We start from the raw sequence: 21,508 nt of genomic DNA, 5'->3' as shown, positions 1-21,508 counted from the left end.
AGATTTTTTTGTTAATATTAATTCTACCGTGCTAAGTGGGGAATTAGCGGTGCCCTGTACTTGCAATCCGCTCTAGCAAGACTGAACTCCACTTTCGAGGAATCAAATGTGAGGTCTGCCTCACGTACGTCGATGTTGAGATCTCGGTCCTATGCAATAGAACGTCATGAACCATGTCAGGTCCGGAAGGAAGCAGCATTAAGTGACCCATTCTATGTGCCGTAGGGTAGCCGAGGTTGAGTCGAATGCGTGAGTAACGCTTGTGTTTGATGTTCGACAAAGTGGTGCACGGCTTTTTTAAGAAGAAAGCAGAACTGAGGGATTACCTTGAGTTCTGCTTTTTTTAATATAATCAGAGTGACATCACTATGATATAATCATAAAGAATAAACTAAAAAGTAGGTGCGAACTTTGGAATATCAAGCACTGTATCGTGCGTTTCGGCCGCAAAGTTTTAAGGATGTTGTTGGCCAAAAGCATATTACTCAGACGTTAAAAAATGCAATCATACGTGGAAAAGAGTCTCACGCCTATCTTTTTAGTGGGCCACGTGGGACAGGTAAAACATCGATTGCTAAAATTTTTGCAAAAGCTGTAAATTGTCCGAATAATGAAGATGGTGAACCGGATAATGAGTGCCCAATTTGTAAAAGTATTACAAACGGTAGTTCAAATGACGTCATCGAAATAGACGCAGCTTCAAATAACGGTGTTGATGAAATTCGTAACATTCGTGAAAAAGTAAAATACGCACCAAATGAGGCAAAGTTTAAAGTCTATATTATAGATGAGGTGCATATGTTAACGACAGGTGCGTTTAACGCATTACTAAAAACGTTAGAAGAGCCGCCGAGTCATGCGATTTTTATATTAGCAACGACCGAACCACATAAAATTCCAGCAACAATCATTTCAAGAACACAGCGTTTTGATTTTAAAGCAATTGAAAAAGAAGATATCGTCGAGCGTTTAAAATATGTTGCTGAAGCGGAAAACATCGAATATGAAATTGAAGCGCTAGAATATATCGCACGTGCTGCTGAAGGTGGGATGCGCGACTCTTTATCTATACTAGATCAGGTTGTTGCATATAGCGGTGAGATAGTTACGTTAGATGATGCGGTTATGATTACAGGTGGTATTAAATTCGAAGAATTAAATGACTTTATGGCATTAATTGCGAATTTAGAAACAAGAGAAGCATTTATAAAATACCATCAGTTTATAGATGAAGGAAAAGATCCAGTTCGTTTAATTCACGAATTAGTTTACTATTTAAGAGATACGATTCTATATAAAGAAGAAAAATATGCACTATATAATATAGAAGATTCTACATTATATAGGATGATTGATATTTTAAACGATGCGATGGTCATGATGCGTTTTAGCATAAACGTTTCTGTTCATTTAGAAATCGTCATTGTTAAAATGATAGAGGCATTAAAAGAAAAAACGGTCAATTCATCTAATGAAGAGATTGAGTCATTAAAAATTGAAATTAGAAAACTACAAGATAAAATTCAAAATGGTGTCGTTAGAGAAAAACAGCCAGAGAAAAAGATTCATCGTAAGAAGCCATATTCACTTGAAAAAATTAAAGAAGTACTCGACAAAGCGAATCATGAAGATATAAATAAACTCGTCGCAGAATGGCCAAACATTTGTCAAAAAGTAGAAGCACAAGGTAAAAGCTCACTTCGAGCGTTGCTTCAAGGGTCAAAACCAATCGCAGCGAGTGAAACGAAAGTGTTAATTGGTTTTGAAAAAGATGTACACTCTGAACTTATCAATCAAGATAATAGTAAAACTGAAGAACTTGAAAAGTTAATACATTCTGTGATTGGTAAAAAAGTGAAAGTTGTCGGTGTACCAGAAGATAGTTGGCAACAAGTACGTCAGCAATACGTCGATTCACTTAAAAATTCCCAACAAGAAAAAGTAGAAGAGGTAAAGTCCTCAGAGAAAGCAAAAGAATTATTTGATAGCAGTATAATTGAAATAAAAGACGAGTCAGACTAAAATATATGAAGTAAAGAAATTATTTGGAGGTAATTTACATGCGTGGTGGAATGGGTAACATGCAAAACATGATGAAACAAATGCAGAAAATGCAAAAGAAAATGGAAGAAGAGCAGCAAAAACTCAAAGAAGAACAAATAGAGGGAACTGCTGGCGGTGGCATGGTGAAAGTTACTGTGTCAGGTCATAAAGAAATATTAGATGTAGAAATTAATGAAGAAGTTGTAGATCCTGAGGATATTGAAATGCTTCAAGATTTAATTACTGCAGCAACTAACGATGCTTTAAGTAAAGCAGATGAGTTAGTTTCAGAAAAACTTGGCCAACACACTAAAGGTCTAAATATTCCTGGACTGATGTAACATGTATTATCCTGAGCCAATATCAAAACTTATCGATAGTTTTATGAAGTTGCCAGGTATCGGTCCGAAAACAGCACAGCGTCTCGCGTTTTACGTATTAAATATGAAAGAAGAAGATGTTGTTGACTTCTCAAAAAGTTTAATGGATGTACAACGTGAATTAGAATACTGTTCAGTTTGTGGTCATATTACTGATGTAGATCCATGCTACATCTGTTCAGATAAACAAAGAGACCGTTCGATGATTTGTGTCGTTCAAGACACAAAAGATGTAATTGCTATGGAGAAAATGCGTGAATATAATGGACTGTATCATGTACTTCACGGGGCAATTTCACCAATGGATGGTATCGGCCCAGAAGATATAAATGTTCCAAGTCTTATTGAACGATTAAAAGATGAGGAAGTTAAAGAGTTAATACTTGCAACGAATCCAAACATCGAAGGTGAAACGACCGCGATGTATATCACACGTCTTGTTAAACCGATTGGTATTAAAACAACGCGCCTCGCTCAAGGCTTATCTATCGGGGGAGACTTAGAATACGCAGACGAAGTGACTTTATCGAAAGCTATAGAATATAGAACTGAGTTGTAAAAGCTTGTGTAGACCAAGGTCTACACAGCTTTTTTAAATAAATTTAAACTTTTTAATAAAAACCCCTTGCATTTAAATTCAAAGGCGTGTATAGTATTTACTTGTGAGCGAGAGACACCTCACACAAAAAAGCACATAAGAAAATAAAGTTTTAAAAAGTTAAACTTTATGGTTGCATTAATTTCCGCAACGTGCTATAGTAGAAAATGCGCTTCAGAGGAAGGGCGAAAGAACATTGAAAACTGAATGACAATATGTCAACGTTAATTCCGATAAATAGGTTACTTTTAAATGAAGAAGTAATACAACTAGAGCGACTAGTATAAAACGCGATAAAGAGCTAGAGAACTCTTAATTATGGAGAGTTTGATCCTGGCTCAGGATGAACGCTGGCGGCGTGCCTAATACATGCAAGTCGAGCGCGACTGATTACACCGTCCTTCGGGACACCGTAATCATCGAGCGGCGGACGGGTGAGTAACACGTGGGCAACCTACCCTTAAGACTGGGATAACCGCGGGAAACCGTGGCTAATACCGGATAATACTTTTATACAACGGTATAGAAGTTGAAAGGTGGATTTCTATCACTTAAGGATGGGCCTGCGGCGCATTAGCTGGTTGGTAAGGTAACGGCTTACCAAGGCGACGATGCGTAGCCGACCTGAGAGGGTGATCGGCCACACTGGAACTGAGACACGGTCCAGACTCCTACGGGAGGCAGCAGTAGGGAATCTTCCGCAATGGGCGAAAGCCTGACGGAGCAACGCCGCGTGTGCGAAGAAGGTCTTCGGATCGTAAAGCACTGTTGTTAAGGAAGAACGACAGTAAGAGTAACTGCTTACTGTGTGACGGTACTTAACCAGAAAGCCACGGCTAACTACGTGCCAGCAGCCGCGGTAATACGTAGGTGGCAAGCGTTATCCGGAATTATTGGGCGTAAAGCGCGCGTAGGCGGCGAGATTAGTCTGATGTGAAAGCCCCCGGCTCAACCGGGGAAGGTCATTGGAAACTGTTTCGCTTGAGTGCAGGAGAGGAGAGTGGAATTCCATGTGTAGCGGTGAAATGCGCAGAGATATGGAGGAACACCAGTGGCGAAGGCGGCTCTCTGGTCTGCAACTGACGCTGATGTGCGAAAGCGTGGGGATCAAACAGGATTAGATACCCTGGTAGTCCACGCCGTAAACGATGAGTGCTAAGTGTTAGGGGGTTTCCGCCCCTTAGTGCTGCAGCAAACGCATTAAGCACTCCGCCTGGGGAGTACGGCCGCAAGGCTGAAACTCAAAGGAATTGACGGGGACCCGCACAAGCGGTGGAGCATGTGGTTTAATTCGAAGCAACGCGAAGAACCTTACCAAATCTTGACATCCTCTGACCGTCATGGAGACATGATTTTCCCTTTGGGACAGAGAGACAGGTGGTGCATGGTTGTCGTCAGCTCGTGTCGTGAGATGTTGGGTTAAGTCCCGCAACGAGCGCAACCCTTAACTTTAGTTGCCATCATTAAGTTGGGCACTCTAGAGTGACTGCCGGTGACAAACCGGAGGAAGGTGGGGATGACGTCAAATCATCATGCCCCTTATGATTTGGGCGACACACGTGCTACAATGGGCAGGAACAAAGGGCAGCGAAACTGTGAAGTCAAGCGAATCCCATAAAACTGTTCTCAGTTCGGATTGGAGTCTGCAACTCGACTCCATGAAGCTGGAATCGCTAGTAATCGTGGATCAGAATGCCACGGTGAATACGTTCCCGGGTCTTGTACACACCGCCCGTCACACCACGAAAGTTGGTAACACCTGAAGCCGGTGGCCTAACCATTTGGAGGGAGCCGTCGAAGGTGGGACCGATGATTGGGGTGAAGTCGTAACAAGGTAGCCGTATCGGAAGGTGCGGCTGGATCACCTCCTTTCTAAGGATAATGGAACGGAAAGTTGACATATTGTATTCAGTTTTGAGTGTTATCACTCATCAGTACATTGAAAACCAAATAGAAGCAAAGATTATATATAAAAATATGATTTCAAGCGTAGAAACCGAGAACGACAAGTTCAAAATACACGCGCGATAGAGTAGAGATACTCTCTCACAAATTCATTACGATTAAGTAGTGAAGGGCGCACGGTGGATGCCTTGGCACCAAGAGCCGACGAAGGACGGAACAAACACCGAAATGCTTTGGGGAGCTGTAAGTAAGCTGTGATCCGAAGATATCCGAATGGGGGAACCCGGCATTTAATAATGTCACTCATATATGAACTGATTAGTATATGAGAGGTAGACCTGGGGAACTGAAACATCTTAGTACCCAGAGGAAGAGAAAGTAAACACGATTCCCGTAGTAGCGGCGAGCGAAGTGGGAAGAGCCCAAACCAGTATAGACTGGGGTTGTAGGACTTCAACGTGTGACACGACGATTTAGTGGAATAATATGGAAAGATTAACCATAGGGGGTAACAGTCCCGTACACGACAAATTGAAGTGCACTAGAAGTATCCTGAGTACGGCGGAACACGAGGAATTCCGTCGGAATCTGGGAGGACCATCTCCTAAGGCTAAATACTCCTTGGTGACCGATAGTGAACCAGTACCGTGAGGGAAAGGTGAAAAGCACCCCGGAAGGGGAGTGAAAGAGAACCTGAAACCGTGTGCTTACAAGTAGTCAGAGCCCTAAGTGGGTGATGGCGTGCCTTTTGTATAATGAACCGGCGAGTTACGCATACATGCAAGGTTAAGCAGGGAATGTGGAGCCGTAGCGAAAGCGAGTCTGAAATGGGCGAATAGTATGTGTGTGTAGACCCGAAACCAGGTGATCTACCCATGACCAGGTTGAAGTCCAGGTAACACTGGATGGAGGACCGAACCGACTTATGTTAAAAAATGACCGGATGAGTTGTGGGTAGGGGTGAAATTCCAATCGAACCTGGAGATAGCTGGTTCTCTCCGAAATATATTTAGGTATAGCCTCATATTATCATCGTGGAGGTAGAGCACTGTTTGGATAAGGGGCCCATCCCGGGTTACCGAGTTCAGACAAACTCCGAATGCCATCGATGAGATGTATGGGAGTCAGACAGTGGGTGATAAGGTCCATTGTCGAAAGGGAAACAGCCCAGACCACCAGTTAAGGTCCCCAAATATATGTTAAGTGGAAAAGGATGTGGCGTTGCACAGACAACTAGGATGTTGGCTTAGAAGCAGCCATCATTTAAAGAGTGCGTAATAGCTCACTAGTCGAGTGACGCTGCGCCGAAAATGTACCGGGGCTAAACATATTACCGAAACTGTGGATCCGTAAGGATGGTAGGAGAGCGTTCTATATGCATTGAAGCCAAACCGAGAGGGAAAGTGGAGCGTATAGAAGTGAGAATGCCGGTGTGAGTAGCGCAAGACGGGTGAGAATCCCGTCCACCGAATGACTAAGGTTTCCAGAGGAAGGCTCGTCCGCTCTGGGTAAGTCGGGACCTAAGCCGAGGCAAATAGCGTAGGCGATGGACAACAGGTAGAAATTCCTGTACCGGTGTAACACGTATGAGTGAAGTGGTGACGCAGGAGGAGAATCGAATCGCACAAATGGACGTGCGTGCAAGTGACAAGCTGTCATACCAGGCAAATCCGGCATGAGTGTAAGGTGAGTCATGATGCGGAGGGAAATGACCCGAAGATCGATATTCACACTGCCAAGAAAACCCGCTAGCGAGTGTTAGACTGCCCGTACCGCAAACCGACACAGGTAGTTGGGAAGAGAATTCTAAGGTGAGCGAGCGAACTCTCGTTAAGGAACTCGGCAAAATGACCCCGTAACTTCGGGAGAAGGGGTGCTCATGAAAATGAGCCGCAGTGAATAGGCCCAAGCGACTGTTTATCAAAAACATAGGTCTCTGCCAAACCGAAAGGTGACGTATAGGGGCTGACGCCTGCCCGGTGCTGGAAGGTTAAGAGGCGTACTTAGCGTAAGCGAAGGTACAAATCGAAGCCCCAGTAAACGGCGGCCGTAACTATAACGGTCCTAAGGTAGCGAAATTCCTTGTCAGGTAAGTTCTGACCCGCACGAAAGGCGCAACGATTTGGGCACTGTCTCAACGAGAGGCTCGGTGAAATCATAGTTCCAGTGAAGATGCTGGATACCCGCGACAGGACGGAAAGACCCCGTGGAGCTTTACTGTAGCTTGATATTGAATCTCGAGTACACCTGTACAGGATAGGTGGGAGTCGAAGAAGCATGCACGTCAGTGTATGTGGAGACGCTGGTGGGATACCACCCTGGTGTACTTGCGGTTCTAACCCGGTACCGTGATCCGGTACGGAGACAGTGTCAGGTGGACAGTTTGACTGGGGCGGTCGCCTCCTAAAGTGTAACGGAGGCGCTCAAAGGTTCCCTCAGAATGGTTGGAAATCATTCAAAGAGTGTAAAGGTATAAGGGAGCTTGACTGTGAGACCAACAAGTCGAGCAGGGTCGAAAGACGGACTTAGTGATCCGGTGGTTCCGCATGGAAGGGCCATCGCTCAACGGATAAAAGCTACCCCGGGGATAACAGGCTTATCTCCCCCAAGAGTTCACATCGACGGGGAGGTTTGGCACCTCGATGTCGGCTCATCGCATCCTGGAGCTGTAGTCGGTTCCAAGGGTTGGGCTGTTCGCCCATTAAAGCGGTACGCGAGCTGGGTTCAGAACGTCGTGAGACAGTTCGGTCCCTATCCGTCGTGGGCGTAGGAAATTTGAGAGGCGCTGTCCTTAGTACGAGAGGACCGGGATGGACATACCACTGGTGTACCAGTTGTCGTGCCAACGGCATAGCTGGGTAGCTACGTATGGACGGGATAAATACTGAAAGCATCTAAGTATGAAGCCCCCCTCAAGATGAGATTTCCCTACAGATGCCAGAGAGACGATCTGGTTGATAGGTTTGGCGTGTAAGTATGGTGACATACTCAGCGGACAAATACTAATTCATCGATGACTTATTCAATATGATAAAGCGTGTATCTACGAATTGCTTCTATTTGGTTTTGAGTGTATTGTCTAGTGACGATAGCGGAGAGGCCACACCTGTTCCCATGCCGAACACAGTAGTTAAGCTCTCCAGCGCCGATGGTAGTTCGGTTTGCCCGTGCTAGAGTAGGACGTCGCTAGGCACTCAATGGAGACCCAATAGGGTCTCCTTTTTTTTGTATCTTTTTATAAATGATAAGTTATATAATAGACGACTATGTTCGTCTTTTAGTTATTTAACACAAAATCGGTTTGCGTTAAATAAGTTTTGATTATATTAACAATTACTCTATTTGTGTTAACGTATTAATTTCTCTTTTTACGCAAAACGATTTTTTATTAAAATATAAATTTCTTTTTTACATAAAACCTTTTTGCATTTATTGCTCTTTTATTAAATTGACAATTAATCTATCCCTTCGTTTTTTATCACTGCTAACTCCTTATTTTGAATTTGCATTATAGAATATCTATAATTAACGGTATATCTTTATCAAATTGAGACTCAGGAGGTTACCATGATTTCCTTTAGAAATGTAACAAAGGCATACGGTGATTTTTTAGCCGTTGATCATATAAGTTTTGATATAGAATCGAATGAGTTATTTGTCATCATCGGTCCATCTGGAAGTGGGAAGACAACAACGATGGAAATGATCAATCGCCTGACAGATATGACTGAAGGCGACATATATATAGATGATAAAAATATCAAAGACATCAATAAAGTCGAACTGAGACGTTCGATCGGTTATGTTATTCAAGATATCGGGTTGATGCCTCATATGACAATTAGCGATAATATTAGTCTTGTGAATCGTTTAAAAGGTGGAAAGAAAGATGAGGGTCGTATTGAGGAGTTACTAAGACTAGTCAATATGGATGACAGCTTTAAAGACCGGTATCCCGAGGAGTTATCTGGCGGTCAGCAGCAACGTATTGGTGTTATTCGTGCGTTATATTCTGATCCAAACATTATATTAATGGATGAAGCGTTCTCTGCATTAGATCCTGTGACAAGAAGTGAATTACAGGATGAATTTATCTATTTACAAGAGACAATTAAGAAAACAATTGTATTTGTTACTCACGATATGGATGAGGCATTAAAAATTGCAGACCGAATTGCTGTCATGAAAGATGGTAAAATCGAGCAAATCGGTACACCGGAAGAGTTAATTTTTAATCCGAATAGTATATTTGTTCAAAATTTTATTGGTGAAGAACGTCAAAGAAAGTATATAATGGAGCATTTTAAAGTAAAAGATTTTACAAATAAAAGTTATCCAAAAGTTTTAGATGAATCTAAAGATGAATTAATTTCAATCATGAAACAACAACGTATAAGTAAAATTCCAGTCAAAATTGAAAATAATTATTATGCATATGATCTTTTCCGGTTATTAGAAGATGATTTCGAATTGGAAGATGTCGTTGCTTTAAAAGAAAATACAGATTTCAATACGGCAATGAATACAATCAGTGCGAATAAAGAGAAGCTACATATTGTTGTAGATGAAGCTAATAATTATACTGGTGTTCTGGATATTCAAAAATTATTTAGTATGTTAAGTACTGACAGTAAGCGTGGTGAAGCGTATGTGGAATGAATTTTATAATATTATCACTACGCGTTCGTCAGAGCTTTTAGATTTAGTCCAACAACATATTGAAATCTCAATGATATCGTTATTTATAGCGATTCTTATTTCAGTACCTTTAGGTATTTTACTGACACGTACACCTAAAATAGCCGGACCAATTATTGGAATCGCATCTATATTCCAAACAATTCCAAGTTTAGCGCTACTCGTATTTATGGTACCAATTCTCGGAACAGGTAAGTGGCCAGCAATTATTGCACTGACAATTTATGGATTATTACCGATACTTAGAAATACGTACGTTGGTATCGAAAATGTTAACCAATCGACAATTCGTGCTGGTGTCGGTATGGGGATGACGAATTTACAGCAGTTATTCATCGTTGAAATCCCGTTAGCTGCACGTGTGATTATGGGTGGTATTCGAACAGCAACAGTTCTTGTTGTAGGTGTTGCGACTGTTGCAGGTTTAATCGGTGCTGGCGGTCTTGGAGATTTTATATTTAGAGGACTTTCAACAAATAATACAGGACTTATTTTAGCAGGTGCGATTCCAGCAGCGATTATTGCATTACTCTTTGACATGCTGCTTAAATTTGTAGAGAGTCACGCGACACCAGGGAAAAAGAAAGGTGATATCATTAGTAAAGTAATATTTGGTATCGTCGTGTTATTTCTTTTATTCATCATGTTTTTCGGAGCGCTTAAGCCATTATTTAGTTCAGACGATATCGTTATTACAGGTAAGGCAGATACAGAACAAGAAATTTTGGTGTATGCATATAAAGAGTTAGTAGAAAGAAATACAGACTTAAAAGTACGTAAAGAGTCATATATTACAGGTACATCAAATATTGTTGAAGGTATGAACAACGGTCAATATGATATGTATGTTGAATATACAGGTACAGCGCTCGTTGACATTTTAAAAGAAGACGACTTTGAATACGAGACGCCTGAAGAAGTGTATGAACACGTAAAACAGCGCTATGAAGAAGATATGAATTCTGAATGGCTCGATACGATCGGTTTTAACAACACGTATGCGGTCGCAATGCGTAAAGATGATGTAGCAGAAAACGGTATTGAAACACTGTCTGATTTACGTAAAATTTCTACAGACTTAAGATTTGGTGGATCGGCAGAATTCCAAGAACGTAGTGATGGATTTATTGGTCTTGAAGAGCTTTATGGCTTAGAGTTTAAACAAGTTGAGACGCTAGATTCGGGGATCGTTTATGAGTCACTTCGTACGAATAATATCGACGTTGCTGACGTATATGCAACAGATGCAAGAATTGAGGAGTTTAATTTACAAATTATTGAAGATAATAAAAATCTTTTCCCACCATATTACGCTGCACCTGTTGTAAATAAAGAACTTCTTAAAAAACATCCAGAGCTTAGAGATATTTTAAATTCCTTTGCAGGTAAAATCGATGACGACAGAATGCGTGAATTAAATAAACGTGTCGACATCGACGGTAAAACTGAAAAAGAAGTTGCGATGGAGTTATTAAAAGAAGAAGAACTAATTGATTAGGAGTAATTAAATGGATTTACATGATGCATTAAAAAAAGTCAGTAGTGGTATTTCAATGCACGTTCCTGGACATAAAAATAATACGATTGGTTTTTTATCTGACATTAAAATCGATTATGATTTAACAGAAGTTCCAGGATTAGATAATTTACATGAACCTGAGGATATATTAAAAGAGTTAAACGATACACTTGGAAGTGTTCATAATTGTTACGCACAACTTGTTGTAAATGGTTCTACGACTGGAATGCTAGCATCTGTACACGCATTAAATAATCAAAGTAATGACTTTTTCTATATAGGTGAATCTCATAAATCTTTATACAATGCACTTTCCCTCTTGAATAAGCAACCAAAGCAGTTCAATATAGATTTACTTAAATCAGGAGACGTAATTGTAATTACGTCTCCAACTTATTATGGTGATCTTTTAGACGTTACAGACATCATTGTAAAGGCAAAAGAAAAAGATGTACGTATTATTGTCGATGAAGCACACGGGGCACACTTTAACGTAACGAGAAACTTTCCTCGGTCTTTAATACATAGTGACGTTGATGTTGTCATTCAGTCGTACCATAAAATGCTACCGAGCTTTACAGGTGCGTCAGTGACTTTTGTAAAAGAAAAACGATTGTATGAAAAGATTATGCATTACATTAATATCTTTGAAACCTCATCGCCGAACTATCTAGTGATGGCATCAATTGAGAATGCGCTTCATTTTTATAATACTTATAATGATGAAATATTTTTTAAAAAGCGTGCTGAACTCATCGAACATTTAAAACAGAATAATATTATAGTTGAAACTGTCGATGATCCAGCAAAACTTGTACTCAGTATCGAAGGATTTTCACCGTATGATTTAGAAAGAAGTTTAAGAGATGTTAATATTTATAGTGAAATGGTCAGTCACCGGGGAGTGTTATGGTGTCTGCCGTTGTTGCATTATGGTGACACATATCCATTCCAAGAGCTATTAAGTAACATTAATCAGTTAAATATAAAAAAGATAAAAGATGAAAAAATAGACATTTCTAAACTCGACGGAAAAGTTGCAGTTGAGACGATTACCCCGTATCCACCAGGAGTACCTTTAATATTAGAAGGGGAATTTATCGATATTAAACTATTGGATGAATTTGTAACGAAAAATGTTAAAATAGAAGGACTAAGGAAAAACTTAGAGTACTATAAGATTGAGGTATAATATGAGTGTCTTCATTACATTTGAAGGACCAGAAGGCTCTGGAAAATCAACAATTATAAAAGAGGTTAATGAATACCTTTTAAACAACTACGAAACACTCGTTACTCGTGAACCGGGTGGGATTTCGTTAAGTGAATCCATTCGAGATCTGCTATTAAATGATGAACACGATATGGATGGTCAAACAGAAGCATTACTTTTTGCAGCGAGTAGGCGCGTCCATTTAGTAGAAAAAATCATACCAGCTCTAAAAAATGGTAAAATTGTATTATGTGACCGTTTTATAGATAGTAGTCTAGCATATCAAGGATTCGCAAGAGGACTTGGATTTGAGTCTATTTTTACGATAAATCAGTTTGCGATAGACACGTATATGCCTGACTTAACGATTTATCTTAAACTTGATCCAAAAATTGGATTATTACGTAAAAAAGATAATGATATCGAGCATAATCGATTAGACAACGAAGAGGTAGACTTTCATGAACGTGTTGTTATGGGATATAATAAGTTATCAGAGAAATATCCAAATCGTATTAAAACGGTCAATGCAAATCAAAATGTAGAAGCTGTATTAAGCGATACGATTCATATAATAGAACAATTTATTAAATCTAGAGGTGAAAGAATATGAAAATGGTAATTGCGATCGTACAAGATCACGATAGTCAAAGATTAACTGATAAATTAACTAAAAATAACTTTAGAAACACGAAACTCGCTTCAACTGGTGGGTTTTTACGTTCAGGGAACACGACATTTTTATGTGGGGTTCAAGATGAACGTGTCGATGAATTATTAAATGTTATTGACGATACATGTGGAAACCGTGAACAAACGGTTGCACCAGTTACACCAATGGGTGGTAATGCGGATTCATATATCCCTTATCCAGTCGAAGTAGAAGTTGGTGGAGCGACAGTATTCGTCCTTCCAATTGAACAGTTTGAAAGATTTTAAGTATGGTTGATGTTTCTCATACGTTAACTAAAATCATCGAAAATAATAAGCTGAGTCATGCTTATTTATTTGAAAGTGATTCGATGGAAACTTTAAAAGCGGTGTCTATTGAATTTGCGACACAAATTCTTTCAGATGATGCACGTAGCAAGCAAATGATTGAGTCATTTAACCACCCAGATTTCTACTATTTAGAAACAGATGCTGCGACAATAAAAAAAGAAGACGTCCAGGATTTAATGTACCAAATGAGTCAAAAGCCGGTGCAGTCTAACTTTAAAGTGTATATTATTGAAGCATTTGATAAGTTAACCGTTCAAGCTGAAAATAGTATATTAAAATTTTTAGAAGAACCACCGAAAAACACAATTGCGATTTTATTAACAACAGATAAAAGCAGTATTTTACCGACTACACTTTCTAGGAGTCAATACATCTATATCCCTAGAAGAAAAGACGAATCAGTTGAGATATTAGAAGATTTACCAGAAAAACTTCAAGAAGTCGTAAAAGATTATGGTCTAAACTATGATCACGTCCTAGATCTTGAGGACAGGTTCTCAAAAATTGTCACAGCATCTATTCGCGTTGTGGAACTTTGGTTAAAAAATGATCCGCGTGCATTAATTCGTTTAACGACACTCACTGAGTTATGTAAAGAGCGTCGAGATTATTTTCTTGTTTTGATATTATTAGATGGTATGATGCGTGAAGCGATGTATGATGTTTTAAACATCGATTACAAAAAGCATTTTGATGTTTCATTACCTAATTTAGTAAATGTCATTCAGCTTACAAAAAACTTAGAAAAAATTGAAGAAGCAAATAAAATGCTTAATTTTAATGTAAACAATATGCTCGTGATGGAGAGCATGATTATTAGCTCGAAAGGTTGAGCGTGTTATGTTGACGTTAGTAAAAGCAACACTTTTAAAATATAATGAAGTAGTATATCTAGAAGTAAAAAACGGTGAACCGTTAAATTACGACGATGTTATCGTCGCAGAAACTAAGCATGGTAAATTTCTTTACAGAGTGCTGAAAGAAAGTTATCAAGTGTCTAAAGATGACATTGTCGAGCCAGATGGTAAATTTATCCGCTTAGCGACAAATGATGACTTTTTAAAGGATCAGCTAAATGATAAAGAAGCGGAAGCTGCACTATCATTTTGTATAGATGCAGTTAGAGAAGAAAATTTAGCAATGTATTTACTCACTTCTAAATATTCTCTTGATAAAGAAAAACTTATATTCTTCTTTACGGCGGATGAGCGTGTAGACTTTAGGTCGCTTGTTCGTATACTCGCACAACAATTTAAAACGCGTATTGAATTAAGACAAATTGGCTTACGTGAAAAAGCGAGATATCTTGGAGGTGTTGGACCGTGTGGGTATAGTCACTGTTGTTCGACATACCTTGGTAACTTTGAGCCAGTATCAATTCAAATGGCGAAAAACCAAGACTTATCACTGACACCAGTGAAAATTTCTGGCGCATGTGGTCGTTTAATGTGCTGTTTAAGCTATGAAAATGATCAATATGAAGAAGCGCGTGAAAAACTCCCGGATGTTGGTGAGTTTATCTACACACCTCAAGGTAAAGTTGAAGTGATAGGGTTAAATATATTAGAACTTCAAATTCGCACGAAAAATAAAGATAATTATATCCATGAGTTTAGTTTAGATGAATTGGAAGCAAATGAGGTGTAGTGATGCGTGATGAGCTATTTGAACATATTCTTAAAATGGAAAAACACCTCGATACGCTGAATGAAGAATTCGAAGAGTTAAAACAACGAACAGTTAAATTATTAGAAGAAAATGTTCGTTTAGAAATGGAAAACAAAAATTTTAAAGAGTTACTTAAAGAAACGACTGCTGACAAAGAGAAAACAAAAAAAGAAACGTTTAAAAGTAATACGTTACAAAGTCTATACGATGAAGGTTTTCACGTATGTAACGTATCGTTTGGGACGCATCGTCACGGTGAAAAATGCTTGTTTTGCCAAGAAATATTAACTCGAGACTTATAAAAGCAGCGCACTCGCTGCTTTTATTTTTGTGAGGAGCTATCGATATGCTAAAAGAAAACGAACGTTTAGATGATTTATATCGTGAAAATTTTCAAATAATACAAAGTAAAGATACGTTTAGCTTTTCAATTGATGCGCTACTACTTAGTAATTTTGTCCACGTCACAAAACGCGTGAAAAATATTGCGGATTTTTGTAGTGGTAATGGAATTATTCCGTTACTTTTATCATATAAAACGAAAAAGCCAATTACAGGTATCGAAGTGCAAGAAAGACTTGTCGATATGGCGAGGCGTTCGATTGATTTAAATGGTAAAAAAGAACAAATAGAGATTGAGCACCTCGATTTAAAAGATGTAAAATTAAAGTATAATCATTCAGTGTTTGACTTAATTACAGTAAATCCACCGTACTTTAAAAATAATCAGCCGACGCACAGTTTGACGCATCACGAAATCGCGAGAAGTGAAGTTTTAATTGACTTAAAAGGGATTATTGAAGCGGCGCGCTACCTGATTAACAATAAGGGTAAATTTTACATGGTCCACCGTTCAGAACGCGTGCATGAAATTATTTCGTTATTACATGAGAATAATTTTACAGTGTCAAAATTACAATTTGTTTATAGTAAACCTGAAAATGAGACGGCGCATTTTGTACTCGTTGAAGCGATATTTAATAGTACTGCTCTTGTAAAAGTGTTACCACCACTTTATATATACAATACACATGGGGAATATACAAAAGAGGTTGAAGCGATTTACTATGGGTAAACATCATATCTATATCGCAGAATGTAGTGACGGTACATATTACACAGGATACGCCGTTAATGTTAAAGCGCGTATTAAAGTACATAATAGCGGTAAAGGTGCGAAGTATACGCGTGCAAGACGGCCGGTTACTTTAAAATATACGGAGAGTTTTGATACAAAAAGTGAAGCGTTAAAAAGAGAGTACGCAATTAAGCAGCTAACACGAGTACAAAAAGAAGAGTTAATGTCTGAGGTGAAACGATGAACTTATACATTGTAGGCACGCCAATCGGAAATCTAGAAGATGCGAGTTTTAGACAAATCGATACGCTTAAAAATGTCGACGTTATTTTAGCAGAAGATACACGTATGACAATTAAATTACTGAATCATTTTGATATCACAACACCTTTAAAAAGCTATCATGATTTTAATAAAGAAACTATTACAAAAGATATTATAGAAGAAATGAAACGAGGCACAGTGTTTGCACTTGTTAGTGATGCAGGGATGCCCGTCATATCAGATCCAGGATATGAACTTGTGAAAAGTATGCAAGGTGAAGATTTAAACTATACAGTCATTCCAGCGGCGAGTGCGTTTCAGCAAGCAGTTGTTTTATCTGGCATTGAATCGTTTGAATTTACATACTTCGGATTTTTACCGAAATCAAATAAGAAGCGTAAAGAAAAGCTAGAAGAAATATTAACACATGACAAGACGTCTGTCTTATATGAATCACCGTACCGAGTAAAACAACTCGTCGATGATATTTATAAATTCGACGAAGAAAGAGTCGTGTCGATTTCAAGAGAAATCACAAAAAGATTCGAACAAACAGTGACAGACACAGCGAAAAATGTTAGAGAAAAGCTCGCGTCAGATATCCCTTTAAAGGGCGAATTTGTTATAGTAATAGAAAGACATGTTGACGATTCAGTCGAAGAATTTGATATGGATATAAATACACACGTCGATATGTTAATTGAAACAGGGTTGAAGCCAAAAGCTGCAATTAAAGAAGTAGCAAAGCTACGACAGTTAAAAACACAGGATGTCTATGATACGTATCATAGAACTTAATAGATAAATAGAGGAGATTTCCATGACGAAAGAAACATTTTATATTACGACGCCAATTTACTACCCAAGTGGTAAACTCCATATTGGTAACTCATATACAACAATTGCTACAGATGTTCTTGCACGTTATAAACGCCTGCAAGGGTATGATGTGCATTATTTAACAGGTACAGATGAGCATGGTCAAAAAATTGAAACGAAAGCGAAAAGCTTAAACGAATCCCCACAAGAGTATGTCGATGATAAGGCGACAGAAATTAAAGAACTGTGGAAGCTATTAGATATTACAAACGATCAGTTCATCCGTACAACAGATGACTACCATAAAAAAGCAGTCCAAGATATTTTCGAGCAACTTCTAGAACAAGGAGATATTTATCTTGGCGAGTATGAAGGTTGGTACTCAGTGTCAGACGAAGAGTACTTCACTGAAACACAACTTGCAGAAGTGTATAAAGATGAAGATGGTAACGTCATTGGTGGTAAAGCACCGAGTGGTCACGATGTTGAGCGTGTAAAAGAAGAAAGTTACTTCTTTAAAATGAGTAAATACGCAGATCAGTTATTAGAACACTACGAAAAAAATCCTGAGTTTATTTTACCTTTATCGAGAAAACATGAAATGATTAATAACTTTATTAAACCAGGACTCGAAGACTTAGCAGTGACGCGCACGTCATTTAGCTGGGGAATTCCAGTGCGTTCAAACCCGAAACACGTCATTTACGTATGGATTGACGCACTTGCGAACTATATTACAGCACTTGGCTATAACAGTGATGACCCGTCAAACTTTGAAAAATACTGGCCGGCAAACGTTCAAATGATCGGTAAAGAAATCGTCCGTTTCCACGCAATTTACTGGCCAATTATGTTACTCGCGTTAGACTTACCATTACCTAAACGCTTATTTGGACACGGCTGGTTACTCATGAAAGACGGTAAAATGTCTAAATCTAAAGGAAACGTCGTGTATCCAGATATGCTCGTTGAGCGCTTTGGATTAGATGCGGTACGTTACTACTTAATGCGTGAAGTACCGTTTGGTTCTGACGGAGTATTTACACCCGAGGCATTCGTCGACAGAGTGAACTATGATCTTGCGAATGATTTAGGTAACTTAGTCAATCGTACAGTCTCGATGATTAATAAATACTTTGACGGTGAAGTACCTGAGTACAACGGCGCGCAAAATGACTTTGATACTAACTTAGAAGAAACAGTTAAAAATAATATTAAGAAGTACGAGGACTCAATGGAAGAATTACAATTTAACCGTGCACTTGAAGCAGTGTGGATAATTGTAAGTCGTACAAATAAATATATCGATGAAACAACACCTTGGATATTAGCGCGTGAAGAAAAAACAGAAGAGCTTGGTAACGTTATGTTCCATTTAGCTGAGAACATCCGTATTATTGGTATTTTAACGCAACCATTCTTAACAAGAGGTTCTAAAAAAATCTTTAAGCAACTTGGTCTGACTGAATCACAAACTGAATATGATTCTATTTACAATTACGGCGGTGTAAAATACGTTGAACCAGTAGCTAGTAAAGCAACACCAATTTATCCAAGACTTGAAGTCGAAAAAGAAGTTCAATTCATTAAGGATGAGATGTCAAAAACAGTTCCTGCAGCAACTGAGGAAGACACAGAAGAAGTCGAAGAAATTACAATCGACGACTTCGACAAAGTCGAAATTAAAGTCGCAACGATTGTAAATGCTACAGAACATCCGAAAGCAGATAAATTACTCAAAATTAAAGTAGATCTTGGAAACGAAGAGCGTCAAATCGTTTCAGGAATTCGTGAACATTATGAAGCGGATGAGATTATTGGTAAAAAAGTACTCGTTGTTACGAACTTAAAACCAGTAAAGCTTCGTGGTGAATTATCTCAAGGAATGATTCTTACAGCAGAAAAAGATGCGAGACTGACACTCGTATCCGTACCAAATGGTATTGAAAACGGTAGTATTGTTAAATAGTTAAAGGAGAAATTCGATGTTAATAGATACACACGTTCATTTAAACGCAGATCAATATGAAGGTGAAATTGATGACGTCATTACACGTGCTAAAGAAGATGGTGTGGAAAAATTTGTCGTTATCGGGTTTGATCGTAAAACGATTCAACGTACGATGGATTTAATCGAAGCGTACGATGAGGTATACGGCGTCATCGGATGGCATCCAGTCGATGCGGTTGATTGTACTGATGAAGATCTAGAGTGGATTGAATCTCTCGCAGACAATGAAAAAATCGTAGCGATTGGTGAAATGGGACTAGATTATCACTGGGATAAGTCGCCAAAAGATGTACAAGAAGAAGTATTTATTAAACAAATCGAACTCGCCAAACGCGTCAACTTACCAATTGTTATTCATAACCGTGAGGCAGAAGAAGATGCGATTCGTATATTAGAAGAAAACGACGCAAAAACAGTCGGTGGCATCATGCACTCATTTCATAACGGTACAGATGAACAAATCGACCGAGTATTAGATATGGGCTTTTATGTGTCACTCGCTGGTGTTATTACGTTTAAAAATGCTAAACGCCCGAAAGAAGTGGCGCAGTACGTCCCACTAAATCGACTCGTTGTAGAGACAGATGCGCCGTACTTAACTCCTCATCCATATAGAGGAAAACGTAACGAACCAAAGCACGTTCGACTTGTTGCAGAAGAACTTGCAGAACTTCGTGGTATTTCTATTGAAGAAGTAGAAGAAGCAACGACTGAAAACGCAAAAAGAATTTACAATATTTAATGGGGGCAGTGATGCCCCTATTTTACTTAAAAGGAAGAGTTATAGTGAAACCATACATAAAAGAAATCATCATCGTTGAAGGTCGTGATGACACAAGTCGTTTAAACGAAGTATTTAACTGTGAGACGATTGAAACAAATGGGTCTGCGATTAGTAATCGTACACTTGAAGAAATAGAAGTTGCGTTAAATACTCGAGGTGCAATTATTTTTACTGACCCAGATTATCCAGGTCAAAAAATTAGAAATACGATACTTGAACGATTCCCAAATATTAAAGAAGCGTTTATTAGTCGTAGTAAAGCAAAAAATAAGCAAGGTAAAATCGGTGTTGAAAACGCGTCACCGAATGATCTAAAAGAAGCGCTAGAAAGAGTTGTAACAAGTTCAGTAAAAGATGAAGAGACAATCTCAAAAAGCGATATGATTGACTTAAAGTTATCTGGACAAAAAGATTCTAAAGATAGACGCCATTATGTATCCGAAAAATTAAATATTGGATATGCGAATGCGAATAGTATGAGGCAAAAATTTAACCGATATTCAATTAAAAAAGCAACGATCGTAGACGTGCTAAAAGATTATAAGGAAGATGTTTAATGAAAGATATCGCAACAGTTAGTCGCACAAAGGAAATTGTAAAAAAGTATAACTTTAATACGAAAAAAAGTTTAGGCCAAAATTTTTTAATCGATAAAAACATCATTCAAGAAGTATTAAGAAAAGCAGAAATTAATGACGAAATTGGTGTTATTGAAGTGGGTCCAGGAATCGGATCACTTACTGAACAACTTGCAAAAGTCGCAAAAAAAGTTGTCGCTTTTGAAATTGACGACCGTCTAATCCCAGTATTAGATGATACGTTAAGTGCGTATGATAACATTAAAATTATCCACGAGGATATTTTACAAGCAGACATTGAAACAGTTATTGACGAAGAATTTAGTGATGTTAAAGAAGTGATTGTTGTTGCGAACTTGCCATATTACGTTACGACACCAATTCTTATGAACTTTTTAATGTATCATAAAAAGATTTCACGATTTTACACGATGATGCAAAAAGAAGTTGGCGAAAGATTGAGTGCATCTCCAAGTAGTAAAAGTTATGGCTCTTTATCGATTGCAATTCAGTATTACACTGAAGCAAAAGTTATTCAGAATGTACCAAAAACAGTATTTATGCCACCACCAAATGTTGACTCAATCGTCGTTGAACTCGTAAGGCACGAGCATCCACCCGTTAAAGTAGACGATGAGGAAACATTCTTTAAATTAACGCGCGGGGCATTTCTGATGAGAAGAAAGACAATCTATAACAATTATCAAACTTTATTTGTCAACGGTAAAAAGAAAAAACAAGAAATATTAGATATGCTAGAAGCAGCGAACATCGATCCAAAACGACGTGGTGAGAGCTTATCAATTGAAGAATATGCCCGTATTTACGAAAGCTTCAAAAATAGTAATCTTAAATTTTAACAAAAATTAATCTGAATGTATAGTCAAAACGGTTATCTTTTTCAAATTAAATTGACTAAATTGTGAGAAAATGGTATAATAAGGCAAG

18 protein-coding genes, 3 rRNA genes and 1 other RNA gene are annotated in these 21,508 nt (G+C 38.5%); all 22 read left to right on the top strand.

The annotated features are described in order from the left end of the window. Positions 1 to 26 precede the first annotated feature (26 nt). The 22 genes from ffs to rsmA all read left to right on the top strand — a co-directional run bounded on the left by ffs (position 27) and on the right by rsmA (position 21,420). Positions 27 to 292: signal recognition particle sRNA large type (gene ffs / locus KPF49_RS07720), an RNA gene on the top strand. A 119-nt stretch (positions 293 to 411) separates the two neighbouring features. Continuing rightward, positions 412 to 2,022: a DNA polymerase III subunit gamma/tau gene (gene dnaX / locus KPF49_RS07715; RefSeq protein WP_183672837.1), complete on the top strand. Its 1,611-nt coding sequence runs from the start codon at positions 412 to 414 to the stop codon at positions 2,020 to 2,022. A 38-nt stretch (positions 2,023 to 2,060) separates the two neighbouring features. Beyond that, positions 2,061 to 2,384, top strand: a complete 324-nt coding sequence (locus KPF49_RS07710) for a YbaB/EbfC family nucleoid-associated protein (protein ID WP_183672836.1) — start codon at positions 2,061 to 2,063, stop codon at positions 2,382 to 2,384. A 1-nt stretch (position 2,385) separates the two neighbouring features. Then, positions 2,386 to 2,982, top strand: a complete 597-nt coding sequence (gene recR, locus KPF49_RS07705; RefSeq protein ID WP_183672835.1) for a recombination mediator RecR — start codon at positions 2,386 to 2,388, stop codon at positions 2,980 to 2,982. Between the two features lie 354 nt (positions 2,983 to 3,336). Then, a 16S ribosomal RNA gene (locus tag KPF49_RS07700) occupies positions 3,337 to 4,893 on the top strand. A gap of 189 nt (positions 4,894 to 5,082) precedes the next feature. After that, positions 5,083 to 7,952, top strand: a 23S ribosomal RNA gene (locus KPF49_RS07695). Positions 7,953 to 8,004: 52 nt separating this feature from the next. Next, a 5S ribosomal RNA gene (rrf, locus tag KPF49_RS07690) occupies positions 8,005 to 8,118 on the top strand. The 16S, 23S and 5S rRNA genes sit together here, the layout of an rRNA operon. A gap of 375 nt (positions 8,119 to 8,493) precedes the next feature. Next, a complete protein-coding gene (locus tag KPF49_RS07685; protein ID WP_183675336.1) occupies positions 8,494 to 9,585 on the top strand; it encodes a betaine/proline/choline family ABC transporter ATP-binding protein in 1,092 nt (363 codons plus the stop codon). After that, entirely contained in the window at positions 9,575 to 11,122 is a 1,548-nt protein-coding gene (locus tag KPF49_RS08145; protein ID WP_183675338.1) for a glycine betaine ABC transporter substrate-binding protein, read from the top strand. The genes KPF49_RS07685 and KPF49_RS08145 overlap by 11 nt, the downstream gene beginning before the upstream one ends. Positions 11,123 to 11,132: 10 nt before the next feature. Then, positions 11,133 to 12,335, top strand: a complete 1,203-nt coding sequence (locus KPF49_RS07675) for an Orn/Lys/Arg family decarboxylase (RefSeq protein ID WP_183675340.1) — start codon at positions 11,133 to 11,135, stop codon at positions 12,333 to 12,335. 1 nt (position 12,336) lies between these two features. Then, a complete protein-coding gene (tmk, locus tag KPF49_RS07670; RefSeq protein ID WP_183675342.1) occupies positions 12,337 to 12,969 on the top strand; it encodes a dTMP kinase in 633 nt (210 codons plus the stop codon). Continuing rightward, a complete protein-coding gene (locus KPF49_RS07665; protein ID WP_183675344.1) occupies positions 12,966 to 13,295 on the top strand; it encodes a cyclic di-AMP receptor DarA in 330 nt (109 codons plus the stop codon). The genes tmk and KPF49_RS07665 overlap by 4 nt, the downstream gene beginning before the upstream one ends. 2 nt (positions 13,296 to 13,297) lie before the next feature. Continuing rightward, the gene (locus KPF49_RS07660; RefSeq protein WP_183675346.1) at positions 13,298 to 14,191 is read left to right on the top strand and encodes a hypothetical protein; all 894 of its coding nucleotides are present in this window, start codon (positions 13,298 to 13,300) and stop codon (positions 14,189 to 14,191) included. Positions 14,192 to 14,198: 7 nt separating this feature from the next. Then, positions 14,199 to 15,005 (top strand): PSP1 domain-containing protein, encoded by an 807-nt coding sequence (locus KPF49_RS07655; RefSeq protein WP_183675348.1) that lies wholly within the window; start codon positions 14,199 to 14,201, stop codon positions 15,003 to 15,005. A gap of 2 nt (positions 15,006 to 15,007) precedes the next feature. Next, entirely contained in the window at positions 15,008 to 15,328 is a 321-nt protein-coding gene (locus KPF49_RS07650) for an initiation-control protein YabA (protein ID WP_221265277.1), read from the top strand. A gap of 44 nt (positions 15,329 to 15,372) precedes the next feature. Then, a complete protein-coding gene (locus tag KPF49_RS07645; RefSeq protein ID WP_183675352.1) occupies positions 15,373 to 16,101 on the top strand; it encodes a tRNA1(Val) (adenine(37)-N6)-methyltransferase in 729 nt (242 codons plus the stop codon). Then, complete coding sequence (locus tag KPF49_RS07640) at positions 16,094 to 16,348, top strand: GIY-YIG nuclease family protein (RefSeq protein ID WP_183675354.1); 255 nt, start codon at positions 16,094 to 16,096, stop codon at positions 16,346 to 16,348. The genes KPF49_RS07645 and KPF49_RS07640 overlap by 8 nt, the downstream gene beginning before the upstream one ends. Continuing rightward, positions 16,345 to 17,166 (top strand): 16S rRNA (cytidine(1402)-2'-O)-methyltransferase, encoded by an 822-nt coding sequence (gene rsmI, locus KPF49_RS07635; RefSeq protein ID WP_183675356.1) that lies wholly within the window; start codon positions 16,345 to 16,347, stop codon positions 17,164 to 17,166. The genes KPF49_RS07640 and rsmI overlap by 4 nt, the downstream gene beginning before the upstream one ends. Positions 17,167 to 17,188: 22 nt before the next feature. Further along, positions 17,189 to 19,156 (top strand): methionine--tRNA ligase, encoded by a 1,968-nt coding sequence (gene metG / locus KPF49_RS07630; protein WP_183675358.1) that lies wholly within the window; start codon positions 17,189 to 17,191, stop codon positions 19,154 to 19,156. Between the two features lie 16 nt (positions 19,157 to 19,172). Beyond that, a complete protein-coding gene (locus KPF49_RS07625) occupies positions 19,173 to 19,940 on the top strand; it encodes a TatD family hydrolase (protein WP_183675360.1) in 768 nt (255 codons plus the stop codon). A gap of 44 nt (positions 19,941 to 19,984) precedes the next feature. Beyond that, a complete protein-coding gene (gene rnmV, locus KPF49_RS07620) occupies positions 19,985 to 20,539 on the top strand; it encodes a ribonuclease M5 (protein WP_246562735.1) in 555 nt (184 codons plus the stop codon). After that, entirely contained in the window at positions 20,539 to 21,420 is an 882-nt protein-coding gene (rsmA, locus tag KPF49_RS07615; protein WP_183675362.1) for a 16S rRNA (adenine(1518)-N(6)/adenine(1519)-N(6))-dimethyltransferase RsmA, read from the top strand. The genes rnmV and rsmA overlap by 1 nt, the downstream gene beginning before the upstream one ends. The last annotated feature ends 88 nt before the right edge of the window (positions 21,421 to 21,508 follow it).

Origin of the sequence: Nosocomiicoccus ampullae (assembly GCF_019357495.1) — a bacterium.
GTDB lineage: Bacteria > Bacillota > Bacilli > Staphylococcales > Salinicoccaceae > Nosocomiicoccus > Nosocomiicoccus ampullae.
Note: the sequence above shows the minus strand (reverse complement) of the source record. Positions and strands in the feature narration are given on the sequence as shown.